The organism is Bradyrhizobium sp. 164, from assembly GCF_023073715.1.
In the GTDB taxonomy this organism is placed as follows: Bacteria; Pseudomonadota; Alphaproteobacteria; order Rhizobiales; family Xanthobacteraceae; genus Bradyrhizobium.
Map to the genome: position 1 here is coordinate 65,756 of NZ_JADPKA010000095.1, position 13,549 is coordinate 79,304.

Below are 13,549 nucleotides of genomic sequence, written 5' to 3' on the forward strand. Positions count from 1 at the left end.
CTCCTAAGACGGCGCTCGATCAGTTCTTGTAGATCTGATCAAAGACGCCGCCGTCGGCAAAATGTTCCCGCTGCGCCTTGGTCCAGCCGCCAAAGACGTCGTCGATCGTGAACAGCTCGACCTTGGCGAAGGCACTTTCGTACTTCTTGGCGACCTCGGCATCGCGCGGACGGTAGAAATTGCGCGCGGCGATCTCCTGCCCCTCTTTGGTATACCAATACTGGAGATAGGCGTCGGCGGCGTTGCGCGTGCCTTTTTTATCGGCAACTTTGTCGACGATGGTGACCGGCGGCTCGGCGAGGATCGATTGCGGCGGCGCCACGATCTCGAACTTGTTCGCGCCGAACTCCTTCAGCGCGAGAAACGCCTCGTTCTCCCAGGCGAGCAGCACGTCGCCGACGCCACGCTCGACGAACGTGACGGTGGCGCCGCGTGCGCCGGTATCGAGCACCGGCACCTGCTGATAGAGCTTTCCGATGAAGTCCTTGGCCTTGTCGGCCGAGCCGAACTTTTTCTGCGCAAAGCCCCACGCTGCGAGGTAATTCCAGCGCGCGCCCCCTGATGTTTTCGGGTTCGGCGTGATCACGGCGACGCCCGGTTTGATCAAATCGTCCCAGTCCTTGATGCCCTTGGGATTGCCCTTGCGCACCAGGAAGACGATGGTCGAGGTGTAGGGTGATGAATTTTGCGGCAGCCGTTTCTGCCAATCGGCTGTGGTGAGGCCTTTGGCAGCGATCGCGTCGATGTCATAGGCGAGCGCGAGCGTCACCACATCGGCCTGCAATCCGTCGATCACCGCGCGCGCCTGCGAACCGCTGCCGCCATGCGACTGCTTGATCTCGACGCTCCTGCCGGTTTCCTTCTGATAGGTGGCCGCAAACGCCTTGTTGAACTCGACATAGAGCTCACGCGTCGGATCGTATGACACGTTCAGCAGATTGATGTCAGCGGCGAGAGCCGAGCTTGCCCAGAGGAGTCCTGCAGCGAGCGGAACGATACGGCGCATCATGTCCATCTCCATTCACTTCGGCGACGTCGATGTCAGCGAAGGCGTGCAGGCATAACTCGGGTCGAAACGCTCTTAAGTCAACGGAACCGGATTTTCTTGTTCGTGGCGTGGCAGCGTAACCGTGCTACGAAGTCTTCATCGTGTGAATGCCGCATTCTGTCTTGGCCCGGCCGCGCCAGCGGCCGGCGCGTACATCCTCGCCCTCGGCCGTTCTGCTGGTGCAAGGCATACACCCGACCGACAGGAAACCGGAGGCGACGAGAGGGTGACGCGGCAATTTGGCGCGGACGAACATGGCCTCGAGTTCCTCGCGCGAGACATTGGCAAAGGGATTGAACTTCAATCGGGCGCCATCGTTCTCGACGACCGGAATGTCGGCCCTGGCATTGCCCTGGAAACGCTTGCGGCCGTTGAGCCAGGCATCGAACGGCTTCAGCGCACGCGCCAGCGGCTCGACTTTACGGATGCGGCAGCACGCGTCGGGATCGGAGAACCAGAGGTCGCGGTCGGGATCCTCGCGCAACAGCGTCTCCTCGGCGGGCTGGACCGAACGGACGTCCTTCAGGCCCAGCGTCGCGATCAAGGTGTCGCGATAGGCGAGCGTCTCCTCGAACAACCAGCCGGTGTCGAGAAAGATCACCGGGATCGCCGGATCGACGTCCGCCATCACTTTCAGCAGCGTCGCCGATTCCGTACCGAAGGACGATACCAGGGCGAGCTTGTTGCGTCCGACCGCCTTCAGCGCCGCAGCGATGACCTCTGCGGGCGAGGCATCGCGCAAGCTCCGATCGAGCTCGTCCGCCGGGGGCAGCGCAGAGATGGATGAAACCTGAGGCGCGATCGCGTTCACGTGCCGACACCTTCGGAATGGCGCAACTGCATGCGCCGGTGCAGGGCCGTGATGCGGCCGTCGCCGGTCGGCTGGTAGAACACCGAATAGCGCTTGGCGGTCTGCATGAACGCTTCCGCGTCGGCCTGCTTCTTGACCTCGAAGGCATCGAAGCCGGCGCGCAGCATGAACACGAACTGATCGCGCAGCACCTGGCCGGTGGCGCGCAATTCGCCGCGGTAATTGTAGCGCTCGCGCAGCAACCGGGCCTGGCTGTAGGCGCGTCCGTCACGGAAAGTCGGAAACACCAGCGCGACCGTGGCGACCTTGCTGAGATAGGGCACGAGTTCGGCGACGTCGCGATTGTTCGGCCAGATCACGCCGACCTTGCCGGCGCGCTTGAGCAAGCCTTCCGCTTCACCGAGAAAACGTTCGGCCGGCACCAGAATGTCGCCGCTCTCGGGCAGCGGGGTATCGACGGCGAGCTTGGCGAAGCCGTCGTCGACGATCTTTCCGCCGTTAACGAGTGGCATAGACGCGCTCCTTGAAGGGTTCGACGCCGAGGCGTCTCACCGTGTCCATGAACAGCTCTTCGGGCCGTTCGCGCAGCGCCAGATAAGCTTCCACGATGTCCTCGACGACGTCGGCGACCTCGTCGAACTTCACGCCGGGGCCGATCAGGGTGCCGAGCGCTGCGTTCTCGTCGGCGCGGCCGCCGATGGTGATCTGGTAGACCTCCTCTCCATTCTTCTCGACGCCGAGAATGCCGATGTGGCCGACATGGTGATGGCCGCAGGCATTGATGCAGCCGGAGATGTTGATGTGGAGACGGCCGATCAGGTTGGCGAGCTCGTGATTGGCAAACCGGCGCGTCAGCTCCTGCGCGATCGGGATCGAGCGCGCATTCGCCAGCGAGCAATAGTCGAGGCCCGGGCAGGCGATGATGTCGGTGATCAGATTGACGTTGGGCGTCGCAAGCCCGAGCTTGTCGAGCGCCTTCCAGAGCGCCGGCAGGTCGCGCTTGGCAACGTGCGGCAGCGCAAGGTTCTGCTCGTGGCCGACACGGATCTCGCCGAAGGAATATTTGTCGACGAGGTCGGCCAGCGCGTCCATCTGCTCGGCGGTGGCATCACCCGGAGGCCCACCGGTCGGCTTCAGCGAGATCGTGACGATGGAGTAACCCTGCACCTTGTGCGGGGCCACCGAATTCTTGCGCCACGCCTCGAAATCCGGATCGGCCGCGGCCTGGCGCAGCTCGTCAGGCATGTGCGGCAGCTTCTCGTAAGCCGGGTAGGTGAAGCGCGAGCGGATGTCCTCGATCACCTCGTCGTCGATCTGGAGCGAGGGGTTGCGGATGTGCTGCCACTCGTCCTCGACCTCGCGAGAGAACTTTTCGATGCCGAGCTCGTGCACCAGGATCTTGATGCGCGCCTTGTAGATGTTGTCGCGGCGGCCGTACTGGTTGTAGACGCGTAGGATCGCCTCGATGTAGCTGAGGATGTCGCGGCCATGCACGAAGTGCTTGATGGTCTTGGCGATGAACGGCGTGCGGCCGAGGCCACCGCCGACCAGAACCTCGAAGCCGGTCTCGCCCTTCTCGTTCTTGATCAGCCTCAGGCCGATGTCGTGAATCTTGATCGCGGCGCGGTCGTGGTCGGACGCGGTGATCGCGATCTTGAACTTGCGCGGCAGGAACGAGAATTCCGGATGCAGCGTGGTGTGCTGGCGGATCAGCTCCGACCAGATACGGGGATCCTCGATCTCACCGGGCGCGACGCCGGCCCACTGGTCCGAGGTGACGTTGCGCATGTTGTTGCCGGAAGTCTGCATCGCATGGATGCCGACCTTGGCGAGGTCAGCCAGCGCATCCGGCAGCTCGGCGAGCTTGATCCAGTTGAACTGGATGTTCTGCCGCGTGGTGAAATGGCCGTAGCCGCGATCGTATTTGCGCGCGACATGGGCGAGTGCCCGCAGCTGGTTCGTCGCCAGCGTGCCGTAGGGAATCGCGACCCGGAACATGTAGGCGTGCAGTTGCAGGTAGACGCCGTTCTGGAGCCGCAGGATCTTGAACTCGTCCTCAGTGAGCTCGCCGGACAGGCGGCGCTTCACCTGGTCGCGGAACTCCGAGACGCGCTCATTGACGAGCGTGCGATCGATTTCGTCGTAAGCATACATAAGAGAGCGCCTTAAACCTGGGCGGGCTGTCCGATGGTGACGCCGGAGCGGCGGATCTGTTCGCGCAGATTGCCGGGCTGGACCTTGCCGTCCGCACCGACCTGCACGGGCGCGATATAGGGACCGATCGCGCCGACGTCATCGGCAACGGACTCCGCAAGCAACGCCTTCGCCTCGTCGGAGTTGCGTACGATCGCGGCTTCCGAGAGGTCCGCGGACCAGCTCTTGGCGGCGGTGCGGTAAACCACGATGCCATCCCAGGTGCGGTTGGCGGTCACGACCGAGGGGCCAGCGATTTTGATCTTCTTCTGTTCAAGCGGGGAGGTCATTCGGCTGCATCCAGGAGGTCAGAGATGATTTGCTTTGGGGTTTTCTTGGGAGTTTGGCGGCCAAGCGAGCCGGCATGCCGGACCACCTCGCCGATGATGAGAATGGCAGGACCGCCATTGGTCCGCCGCACGAGCTCGGGCAGATCGCGCAGCGTGCCGATCACGCCTTGCGCATCGGGGCGCGTGACGCGGGCGAACACGCCGACCGGAGTTTCCGGCGAACGGCCGGCGGCGAAGAGGCCGGCGCGTATCGCGGGCGCGGCGGTCGCGCCCATGTAGACCACAACAGTCATCTTGGCGTCGGTCAGCGTCGACCAGTCCACGACTTCCGCGTCGCGCGCCTTGTGCGCGGTGAGAAAGGTGATGCGGGTTGCTTCATGACGGTAGGTGAGCGGCACCTCGAAATCGGCGGCACCGCCGAGACCTGCGGTGATACCGGGAATGATCGAATAGGCGACGCCGGCGGCGCGCAGGGCTTCGATCTCTTCGCCGCCACGGCCGAACACGAAGGGATCGCCGCCCTTCAGTCGCACCACGCGCTGACCGGATTGCGCGGCCTCGATCATGCGCTTGTTGATGGCGTCCTGGCCGATGCCGGGCTTGCCGACACGGCGGCCGACGGCAACACGCGTGGTATCGCGGCGGATGCGGTCGAGAACTTCAGGCGAGACCAGCTCGTCGTGGAAGACGATGTCGGCGTCCTGCAGCGCGCGCAGCGCCTTGATGGTGAGAAGATCGGGATCGCCGGGGCCTGCCCCGACCAGCGCGACCGAGCCTTCCGGCTTGTCGGCACGCGCGAAGGCGGCGGGATCGGCGATAGCCTTTAGCGCAGCGTCCGCCTCGGCCTTGCGGCCGGCGAGCACGGCGGCGCCGATCGGCCCGTCAATGACACGCTCCCAGAAGCGGCGGCGCAGCGGAAATTCAGCGATGCGCTCGTTGATGGATTTGCGGAAGCCGCCGATGAATTCGGCGAGCTCGCCGATGCGGGCGGGCAGCAGCGCCTCGATCTTCTCGCGCAGGCGCCGCGCCACCACCGGCGAGGTACCGCCGGTGCCAACCGCGACCACGACATCCCCGCGATCGACGATCGCGGGGAAAATGAAGCTGGAATGTTCGAGATCGTCCATCACGTTGACAGGCAAACCCAGCGCCTTGGCGCGAACCGACATCGCCACACCAACATCACCCGCGCCTGCGCAGACGATCGCGATGATGCCTGAGAGATCGGCAGTAAGCGGATCGCCGGACATGATTTCGACACGCGCTGCCTCCTCGGAGCTGAGGCTCAGATCACGATCGCCGTCGATCGCATGCACGCGGATGCGCGCGCCGGCAGCGGCGAGCACGCGCAGCTTGGCGCGCAAAAGCTCGCCCGCGCCGATGAGGACCACCGGACCGGCCTTGAGATCGAGAAACACCGGCAAGAACCGCATGCGATACTCGCTTCCCCACAAACGGGGTTGACTGGAATTATTTTCTATATATGTCTCGTTTCGAGCGCGCAAAGAGAAATTTTTTTCTTCTCTTCGGCAGTGCGACTATAGAATTTTCGCCTCCAAACGCAAAGTGGCAGAGATGCATCTTCTCAAGGACGATTCCGCTGCTGATCGACTGAGCAATCCGGCGCTGGCCGAGCGCGTGCGCGCGCAAGAATTTTCTGCCGAGCTTGCCCCAAGCATGGATCATCTCGACCAACTCGAGGCGCAGAGCGTCTACATCTTCCGCGAGGCCTTCGCCCGTCTGAAGAAGATCGCCCTGCTGTGGTCGCTCGGCAAGGATTCCAATGTCATGATCTGGCTGGCGCGGAAAGCGTTCTTCGGCAAAATGCCGTTCCCCGCCCTTCATGTCGACACCGGCAAGAAGTTTCCCGAGATGTATCGCTTCCGCGATCACTACGGGAAGGAGTGGGATCTCGATTTGCGCGTCGAGCCCTGCCCGCCGATCGACGCCGTCGACCCGACGCTGCCGCCGGCCGCACGCTCCGCCGCGCGCAAGACCGAAGGCCTCAAGATGGCGCTCGCAAAGTACGGCTTTGACGGCCTGATCGCCGGCATTCGCCGCGACGAGGAGGCGACGCGCGCCAAGGAGCGCGTGTTCTCGCCGCGCGGATTGGAAGGCAATTGGGACGTGCGCGACCAGCCACCGGAGTTCTGGGATCATTTCAATGCCTCGCCGCCGCAAGGCGCGCATTTGCGCATCCACCCGATCCTGCATTGGACCGAGGCCGACATCTGGGCCTACACCAAGCGCGAGAACATCCCGATCATCCCGCTGTATCTCGCCAAGGACGGCAAGCGCTATCGCTCGCTGGGCGATCAGGACATCACCAATCCGGTCGCTTCGACCGCCTCGAGTATCGACGAGATCCTGATCGAGCTCGAACAGACCAAGGTGCCGGAGCGCGCGGGACGCGCGCTCGACCACGAGACCGAGGACGCTTTCGAGCGCCTGCGCGTCGCCGGCTATCTCTGATTCCCAAGGACGCGAGCGTCGCATGAACATGATCGTCACCACGGCTTCGCCGGCCACTCCGAACGGCACCACGCGTCCGCAAGTGCGCATCGTCATCGTCGGCCATGTCGACCACGGCAAGTCGACGCTGGTCGGCCGCCTCCTGCACGAGACCGGCAGCCTGCCCGAGGGCAAGCTCGAAATGCTGAAAGCCGTCAGCGCGCGGCGCGGCATGCCGTTTGAATGGTCGTTTCTGCTCGATGCGCTCCAGACCGAGCGCGATCAGGGCATCACCATCGACACCACGCAGATCCGCTTCCGCACCAATTCGCGCGATATCGTGCTGATCGACGCACCCGGCCACGCCGAATTCCTGCGCAACATGATTACCGGCGCCTCGCAGGCCGACGGCGCGGTGCTGATCATCGACGCGCTCGAAGGCGTGCGCGACCAGACCCGGCGCCACGGCTATCTGCTGCATCTCTTGGGCGTGAAGCAGGTCGCGATCGTCGTCAACAAGATGGACCGCGTCGACTTCTCCGCCGAGCGCTTCAAGGACATCAGCGACGAGATCTCGGCACATCTGAGCGGCCTCGGCGTGACGCCGACGGCGGTGATCCCGATTTCCGCCCGCGACGGCGACGGCGTTGCGATGCGCACCGACCGGATCGGCTGGTACAAGGGCCCGACGGTGGTCGAGGCGCTCGACGGGCTTGAACCGGCGCGGCCGCTGGAAGCGCTGGCGCTGCGCCTGCCGGTGCAGGCGATCTACAAGTTCGATGACCGCCGCATCGTCGCGGGCCGGATCGAATCCGGCACCCTCATTGCGGGCGACGAGATCGTGATCATGCCGGCCGGCAAGATCGCAAAGATCAAGACTGTCGAGAGTTGGCCGGTGACGCCGGTCGCGGGCCGGCAGGGCGCCGGCCGCTCGGTCGGCATCACGCTCGACCGCGAATTGTTCCTCGAGCGCGGCGACATCATCGCGCATGCAGGCAGCGCACCGCGCGAGACGCGGCGGCTGCGCGCGCGCATCTTCTGGCTGCACGACAAGCCGCTCGCCAAGGGCGACCAGCTCCTGGTCCGCTGCGGGCCGAAGGAAAGCCGCGCCACCGTGGTCGCGATCGAAAAGGCGGTCGATCCCGGCGAATTGTCGAGTGTCGAGAACAAGGCGATCGGCCGCAACCACGTCGGCGAGATCGACATTTCGCTTTCGAATCCGATCGCAACGGATCCCTCTACCGAGAATCCGCGCACCGGCCGGCTCGTGATCGAGGTTTCCGGGCGCATCGCCGGCGGCGGCCTAGTGCTGTCGGTCGACGCCGGCCAGCGCGCCATGCCGGTCGACATCGTGCCGGTGGAATCGGCGCTGCGCTCGGACGAGCGCTCCGCGCGCTACCGCCACAACGGCGCCGTGGTCTGGCTCACCGGCCTGCCCGCCTCCGGCAAATCGACCCTGGCGAAAGCGCTGGAGCGGCGCCTGTTCAGCAATGGCGGCTCGCCGGTCCTGCTCGACGGCGACACGCTGCGCGCCGGGCTCAACAGCGATCTCGGCTTCTCCGCCGCTGATCGCAGCGAGAACATCCGCCGCCTTGCGGAAGTCGCCACCCACCTCGCCCGCAACGGCCATATCGCAATCGTCGCGGCGATCTCACCGGCGCGCGAGGATCGCGCCACCGCGCGCCGGATCGCCGACACCGCGTTCCGCGAGATCCATGTCGCAACGCCGGCTGAAGTGTGCGAGGAGCGCGACCCCAAGGGTCACTACAAGAAGGCCCGCGCCGGCACGCTGGCCTCGTTCACCGGCATTGGCAACGACTACGAGGCGCCGCAGGGGGCCGAGCTTGTGATCGATACATCGACGCGGACGGTCGCCGAAGCGGCAGATGCGATCGAAGAGATGCTGAAGACCACCGGCGTGCTGTTCGACGAAGTCGTGGACCTCGCCGCGAATATTTGAATGCTGTCGTCGCCCGGCTCGACCGGGCGACCCAGCCTTCCAGAGACAGCGCTGGATACGGAGAAGCCGCGGCGTTCCCCGCTTTCGCGGGGAATGACAGCGGTGCGCTGAGCCCAACTCACCTTGACATTTGACAAAGGCCCGGGGGTCTTCTCACGGCCTTGATTTTGGGGCTAATAGGCCCCCGAAAGCTGCCCCTATGGGCGCATTTTGCTGCTGACGGGTGAAAAGCAGCCAAAAACAGCCATTTCCAACAGAAAGCCCATCATGAAACGCGTCGATGCCCACGGATTGAAGATCGCTCCCGTCCTGTTCGATTTCATCGCCAAGGAAGCGGCCCCGAAAACAGGGATCGCGCCGGATGCGTTCTGGGCCGGGCTTGCCGGCATCATCAAGGAGCTGGGGCCGAAAAACCGGTCGTTGCTCGCGTTCCGCGACACGTTGCAGGCCAAGATCGACGACTGGCACCGGGCCAACAAGGGCAAGGCGTTCGACCTCAATGCCTATACCGCCTTCCTGAAGGAGATCGGCTATCTCGTTCCAGAGCCGGCGACGCAGAAGGTCGAGACCGCCAATGTCGACGAGGAGATCGGCAAGATCTGCGGTCCGCAGCTCGTCGTGCCGCTCACCAATGCGCGCTATGCGCTGAACGCTGCGAATGCGCGCTGGGGCTCGCTCTATGATGCCTTCTATGGCACCGACGCGATTCCGCATGATCCGTCCGAGAGCGGCAAAGGCTACAACAAGGCGCGCGGCGACAAGGTGATCGCCAAGGCCAAGGCGTTCCTCGATACCGCCGTGCCGCTCGCGACCGGCAGCCACACCGACGTCACGGCCTATAGCGTCGTCGCGGGCCAGCTCGCGGTGAAACTGAAGAGCGGCAACGCCACCGCGCTGAAGAACGCGGCGCAGTTCGCAGGCTTCCAGGGCGATGCGGCCGCACCGTCCGCCGTGCTGCTCGTCAACAACGGCCTGCACGTCGAGGTCAAGATCGACCGCAGCAGCGCGATCGGGAAAGACGATCCGGCCGGCGTCGCCGACATGATCATGGAGGCCGCGGTCTCCACCATCCTCGACATGGAGGACTCCGTCGCCGCGGTCGACGCCGAGGACAAGGTGCTGGTCTACCGCAACACGCTCGGCCTGATGAACGGCACGCTGTCGGCCGATTTCGAGAAGGGCGGCAAGACGCTGACGCGCTCGCTCAACGCGGACCGCAGCTACAGGACGCCCGATGGCAAGGGCGAGCTCAAGCTGCACGGCCGCAGCCTGCTCCTGATGCGCAATTGCGGTCACCACATGTTCACCGACGCGGTGCTGGACGAGAAGGGCGAGGAGATTCCGGAGGGCCTGCTCGATGCCGCCGTATCGGGCCTGCTCGCCATTCACGACCTCAAGGGCAATTCCAAGGTCAGGAACAGCCGCACCGGCTCGGCCTATATCGTCAAGCCGAAGATGCACGGCCCCGACGAGGTGTCGCTGACCTGCGAGATTTTCGACCGTGTCGAGAAGATGCTGGGCCTGCCCGAGAACACGCTCAAGGTCGGCATCATGGACGAGGAGCGGCGCACCACCGTCAACCTCAAGGCCTGCATCCAGCGCGCGTCCAAGCGCATCATGTTCATCAACACCGGCTTCCTCGATCGTACCGGCGACGAGATCCACACCTCCATGGAAGCGGGCCCGATGATCCGCAAGAACGAGATGAAGGCGCAGGCCTGGATCAAGGCTTATGAGGACTGGAACGTCGACATGGGCCTGATCGACGGCCTGCCCGGACATGCCCAGATCGGCAAGGGCATGTGGGCCGCGCCCGACAAGATGGCGGACATGCTGGCGCAGAAGCTTAGCCACCCGCAGGCCGGGGCCACCACCGCCTGGGTGCCCTCGCCGACGGCGGCGACGCTGCACGCGCTGCACTATCACCAAGTCAACGTCATCGCGCGCCAAGAGGAACTGGCCAAGGGCGGCCCGCGCGCAAAACTGTCGGACATCCTCACCATCCCGGTGTCGAAGTCGAACTGGGCGCCTGACGACGTCAAGCAGGAGATCGACAACAATTGCCAAGGTATTTTGGGCTATGTGGTGCGCTGGATCGACCAGGGCGTCGGCTGCTCGAAGGTGCCCGACATCCACGATGTCGGCCTGATGGAAGACCGCGCCACTTTACGCATTTCCAGCCAGCATCTCGCCAATTGGCTGCACCAGGGCGTCATCACCGAAGCGCAGGTGATGGAATCCTTGAAGCGCATGGCCGTCGTCGTCGACAAGCAGAACGCAGGCGATCCGATCTACAAGCCGATGGCGCCCGCCTTCGACGGCGTCGCCTTCAAGGCAGCCTGCGACCTCATCTTCAAGGGCCGCGAGCAGCCGAACGGTTACACCGAGTACATCCTCACCGCGCGCCGCCGCGAGGCGAAGGCAGCGGGTTAAATAGCTCGGTTCGAAGGGCGAAACCGTCCCGGCGCGCAGCGGAACGGCTGCGCGCTGCTTGCGTTGTAGGGCCATCAACGCGATGGAGATGGTCATGGACTGGAATCGCATCGAAGGAAACTGGAAGCAGTTCAAGGGATCGGCCAAGGAGAAATGGGGCAAGCTCACTGACGACGACCTCAGCTCGATCGAGGGACGCCGCGAGCAGCTCGAGGGCCGGCTCCAGGAACGCTATGGCAAGGCCAAGGACCAAGTTCGTCAGGACGTCGACGACTGGCTCAAGTCGCTGCATTGAGGCAGCACGAAAGAAGCCCCGGCCCAAGCCGGGGCTTTTTTGTTGGAATATTCGGAGGCCCGCTAAAACACCGCAAGATATTTCAAGAGCGACACGATACCGATGATGATGACGATCACGCGCGCGATCTGTTTGGCGCGACCGTCCATCGGAAGCATGTTGATGAGATAAAGGACGAGAATAACGACGAGAAAGGTGACGAGTACGCCGACCAGCATCGTGAGGACCCCCCTTCAGGCAAATTTCCAATGAGGACTTAACGCCAGTCTCTCGCTCTGGTTCCATTGCCGCAACCCACTGCAAATTCTAGGGATTACGTAGCTCTACAATCGGGTCGCGGCCCGAGGTTTCACCTTTCGCTCTCAGATATCTGTGCGCTCGCGCCGAGCGACGTGCGATTGCCGATGCCACCGCTCGACGGCGGAGATTGAGGCGCCAGCGGCGCCGCTCACTCAACGGCTCCCCTACTCCTTCGCCACCACCGGCACCTGACGGAATCTGGCGCGCACCGATTCCGGCAGTGGCGAGAAATTCATCGCGACGCCGCGGCGGTCGTTGGCATTGCGGTTGGCAACCACGAGACCGTTGGCCCCGGCGACGATGTCGCCCTTGCGCAAGGTGGGATCATCCTCGATCTTGACCTGGGCGAGGCCAGCCGGATCCTTGCCGTTGCAAGTGCAGCCCACGACGATCTCGTTGCGGTAACGGAAGGCGTTCGGCAGATCGGAATAGGACTTTCCGTTCTCCGTCGTGGCCTCGTCGATATTGCTGCCGTAGACCAGCGAGGTTTCGGACGCCGGGCAGAAGCTCTTGCAGGACTTCGCCTTGCTTTCGGCATCCGTTCCTTGCGCCGGAAAATAGCGGCCGTCGCATCCGCGCACGCAATAGGCGGTGCCGCCGCCATAGGCGGCTCGCTGGCGCGGCACGTCGTATCGCGGCATGTCATCGTTCGGGAACGGCGTCCGGATCTGCGGAGGCCGCGCGCCGAACGCACCGAACAACGCCGAGAAAAAGTCCTCCGCATGCGCCGGCGGCGTCAGTGCGAGGCCGAGAGAGATGATTGTGAACACGGCCGCCGCACCGCCAGTCAGCTTGCCAATCGAGCATTTACACATCTGACCTCGCTCAATCCTAATTCAGGGCCGACGTCGTGATGTTCAGCGCCTGTCGCCCCGAAGGCAACGCGGTCACCGCAGGACGCTTGCGCACGGAATCGCCGCCGCCTTTCGCCATCAGAGGCGCGTTCTTCGGCAGCACCACGACCTTGGCGCCGACACTGACGCGGTTAAAGAGATCGATGACGTCCTCGTTGGTCATGCGGATGCAGCCGGACGAGACGAACTTGCCGATGGTGCTGGGATCGTTGGTGCCGTGGATGCGGTATTCGCTCGAGCCGAGATACATCGCGCGGGCTCCGAGCGGGTTACCCGGACCGCCCGCGACGAAACGCGGGAGATAGGGCTGGCGCGCGATCATTTCGGCCGGCGGATGCCAGTCCGGCCACTCCGCCTTACGGCTGACGCTCTGCACGCCCGACCAGGTAAAGCCTTCGCGGCCGACGCCAACGCCATAACGAATGGCGCGGCCATTGCCGAGCACGTAGTAGAGATAGGTGTTGTTGGTATCGATGACGATGGTGCCGGCCGGCTCGCTCCTGTCGAAGCTGACGATCTGCCTGCGCAGCCGGTCGGGCAGCTGGGCATCTTCGTCGGCGGCTTGCGGCGCCTCGCTTCCATAGCCCTGTGAATAGCTCTGATCCTGCGGATACGACTGCGGCCGGATCGGCGCAAAGCCGAGGGTTTGCGCACTCGCGCTGCCAAAGGGCACGGTGAACAGAACGGTCGCGAAGGCAAACGCAGTGACGGCACGCGGCGAGAAGCGGCGGACGAGAGAGAAGCTTGTCATGTGCTGCCCCATTGGATGTGTGCATCCGGGTGATGCGCCAGCCAAGCAACGCCATCGGACCGATCTAAGTTCCGGCGCGGAGCGCGGCCGCGACGTCACAGTCAAGCGAGCGTTTCTTCACGAAGGCGCGATGGAACTGCTACCGCGATCGCGCGTTCTCATC

The 13,549-nt window shown here is 64.0% G+C and carries 13 protein-coding genes; 4 read left to right on the forward strand and 9 right to left on the reverse strand.

Annotated features, from left to right (window positions below; translation table 11 throughout):
- Positions 1-19 precede the first annotated feature (19 nt).
- From IVB01_RS28785 to cysG, 6 genes are all read right to left on the reverse strand, one after another.
- Positions 20-1,009 (reverse strand): sulfate ABC transporter substrate-binding protein, encoded by a 990-nt coding sequence (locus tag IVB01_RS28785; protein ID WP_247277800.1) that lies wholly within the window; start codon positions 1,007-1,009, stop codon positions 20-22.
- A gap of 124 nt (positions 1,010-1,133) precedes the next feature.
- Positions 1,134-1,859, reverse strand: a complete 726-nt coding sequence (locus IVB01_RS28790; RefSeq protein WP_247277801.1) for a phosphoadenylyl-sulfate reductase — start codon at positions 1,857-1,859, stop codon at positions 1,134-1,136.
- Complete coding sequence (locus IVB01_RS28795; RefSeq protein ID WP_247277802.1) at positions 1,856-2,371, reverse strand: DUF934 domain-containing protein; 516 nt, start codon at positions 2,369-2,371, stop codon at positions 1,856-1,858. The genes IVB01_RS28790 and IVB01_RS28795 overlap by 4 nt, the downstream gene beginning before the upstream one ends.
- The gene (locus IVB01_RS28800) at positions 2,358-4,013 is read right to left on the reverse strand and encodes a nitrite/sulfite reductase (protein WP_247277803.1); all 1,656 of its coding nucleotides are present in this window, start codon (positions 4,011-4,013) and stop codon (positions 2,358-2,360) included. Before IVB01_RS28800 ends, IVB01_RS28795 begins: the two co-directional genes overlap by 14 nt.
- An 11-nt stretch (positions 4,014-4,024) precedes the next feature.
- The gene (locus IVB01_RS28805) at positions 4,025-4,342 is read right to left on the reverse strand and encodes a DUF2849 domain-containing protein (RefSeq protein WP_247277804.1); all 318 of its coding nucleotides are present in this window, start codon (positions 4,340-4,342) and stop codon (positions 4,025-4,027) included.
- Positions 4,339-5,775, reverse strand: coding sequence for a siroheme synthase CysG (cysG, locus tag IVB01_RS28810; RefSeq protein WP_247277805.1), 1,437 nt, complete (start codon positions 5,773-5,775; stop codon positions 4,339-4,341). The genes IVB01_RS28805 and cysG overlap by 4 nt, the downstream gene beginning before the upstream one ends.
- A 244-nt stretch (positions 5,776-6,019) precedes the next feature.
- Between cysG and cysD the strand changes: the two genes are divergently transcribed.
- The 4 genes from cysD to IVB01_RS28830 all read left to right on the forward strand — a co-directional run bounded on the left by cysD (position 6,020) and on the right by IVB01_RS28830 (position 11,481).
- On the forward strand, positions 6,020-6,814 hold the full coding sequence (cysD, locus tag IVB01_RS28815) for a sulfate adenylyltransferase subunit CysD (protein ID WP_247277935.1): 795 nt from the start codon (positions 6,020-6,022) through the stop codon (positions 6,812-6,814).
- Positions 6,815-6,836: 22 nt separating this feature from the next.
- Positions 6,837-8,753 carry an adenylyl-sulfate kinase gene (cysC, locus tag IVB01_RS28820; protein ID WP_247277806.1) on the forward strand — a complete coding sequence of 639 codons (1,917 nt, stop codon included), beginning with the start codon at positions 6,837-6,839 and terminating at the stop codon, positions 8,751-8,753.
- 267 nt (positions 8,754-9,020) lie between these two features.
- Positions 9,021-11,186, forward strand: coding sequence for a malate synthase G (locus IVB01_RS28825; RefSeq protein WP_247277807.1), 2,166 nt, complete (start codon positions 9,021-9,023; stop codon positions 11,184-11,186).
- A gap of 94 nt (positions 11,187-11,280) precedes the next feature.
- Entirely contained in the window at positions 11,281-11,481 is a 201-nt protein-coding gene (locus IVB01_RS28830; protein ID WP_247277808.1) for a CsbD family protein, read from the forward strand.
- 62 nt (positions 11,482-11,543) lie between these two features.
- Here the strand turns inward: IVB01_RS28830 and IVB01_RS28835 are convergent, their stop codons facing one another.
- The 3 genes from IVB01_RS28835 to IVB01_RS28845 form a co-directional block, all read right to left on the reverse strand.
- Positions 11,544-11,699, reverse strand: coding sequence for a Thivi_2564 family membrane protein (locus IVB01_RS28835; RefSeq protein WP_008546817.1), 156 nt, complete (start codon positions 11,697-11,699; stop codon positions 11,544-11,546).
- A gap of 246 nt (positions 11,700-11,945) precedes the next feature.
- Positions 11,946-12,596 carry a DUF2865 domain-containing protein gene (locus IVB01_RS28840; protein WP_247277809.1) on the reverse strand — a complete coding sequence of 217 codons (651 nt, stop codon included), beginning with the start codon at positions 12,594-12,596 and terminating at the stop codon, positions 11,946-11,948.
- A gap of 16 nt (positions 12,597-12,612) precedes the next feature.
- The gene (locus IVB01_RS28845) at positions 12,613-13,386 is read right to left on the reverse strand and encodes a L,D-transpeptidase (RefSeq protein WP_247277810.1); all 774 of its coding nucleotides are present in this window, start codon (positions 13,384-13,386) and stop codon (positions 12,613-12,615) included.
- Positions 13,387-13,549 lie beyond the last annotated feature (163 nt).

Coding starts and splice junctions, on each gene's coding strand:
- IVB01_RS28785 (WP_247277800.1), bottom strand. CDS start 1,009: ATGATGCGCCGTATCGTTCCGCTCGCTGCAGGACTCCTCTGGGCAAGC.
- IVB01_RS28795 (WP_247277802.1), bottom strand. CDS start 2,371: ATGCCACTCGTTAACGGCGGAAAGATCGTCGACGACGGCTTCGCCAAG.
- IVB01_RS28800 (WP_247277803.1), bottom strand. CDS start 4,013: ATGTATGCTTACGACGAAATCGATCGCACGCTCGTCAATGAGCGCGTC.
- IVB01_RS28805 (WP_247277804.1), bottom strand. CDS start 4,342: ATGACCTCCCCGCTTGAACAGAAGAAGATCAAAATCGCTGGCCCCTCG.
- cysG (WP_247277805.1), bottom strand. CDS start 5,775: ATGCGGTTCTTGCCGGTGTTTCTCGATCTCAAGGCCGGTCCGGTGGTC.
- cysD (WP_247277935.1), top strand. CDS start 6,020: ATGGATCATCTCGACCAACTCGAGGCGCAGAGCGTCTACATCTTCCGC.
- cysC (WP_247277806.1), top strand. CDS start 6,837: ATGAACATGATCGTCACCACGGCTTCGCCGGCCACTCCGAACGGCACC.
- IVB01_RS28825 (WP_247277807.1), top strand. CDS start 9,021: ATGAAACGCGTCGATGCCCACGGATTGAAGATCGCTCCCGTCCTGTTC.
- IVB01_RS28830 (WP_247277808.1), top strand. CDS start 11,281: ATGGACTGGAATCGCATCGAAGGAAACTGGAAGCAGTTCAAGGGATCG.
- IVB01_RS28835 (WP_008546817.1), bottom strand. CDS start 11,699: ATGCTGGTCGGCGTACTCGTCACCTTTCTCGTCGTTATTCTCGTCCTT.
- IVB01_RS28840 (WP_247277809.1), bottom strand. CDS start 12,596: ATGTGTAAATGCTCGATTGGCAAGCTGACTGGCGGTGCGGCGGCCGTG.
- IVB01_RS28845 (WP_247277810.1), bottom strand. CDS start 13,386: ATGACAAGCTTCTCTCTCGTCCGCCGCTTCTCGCCGCGTGCCGTCACT.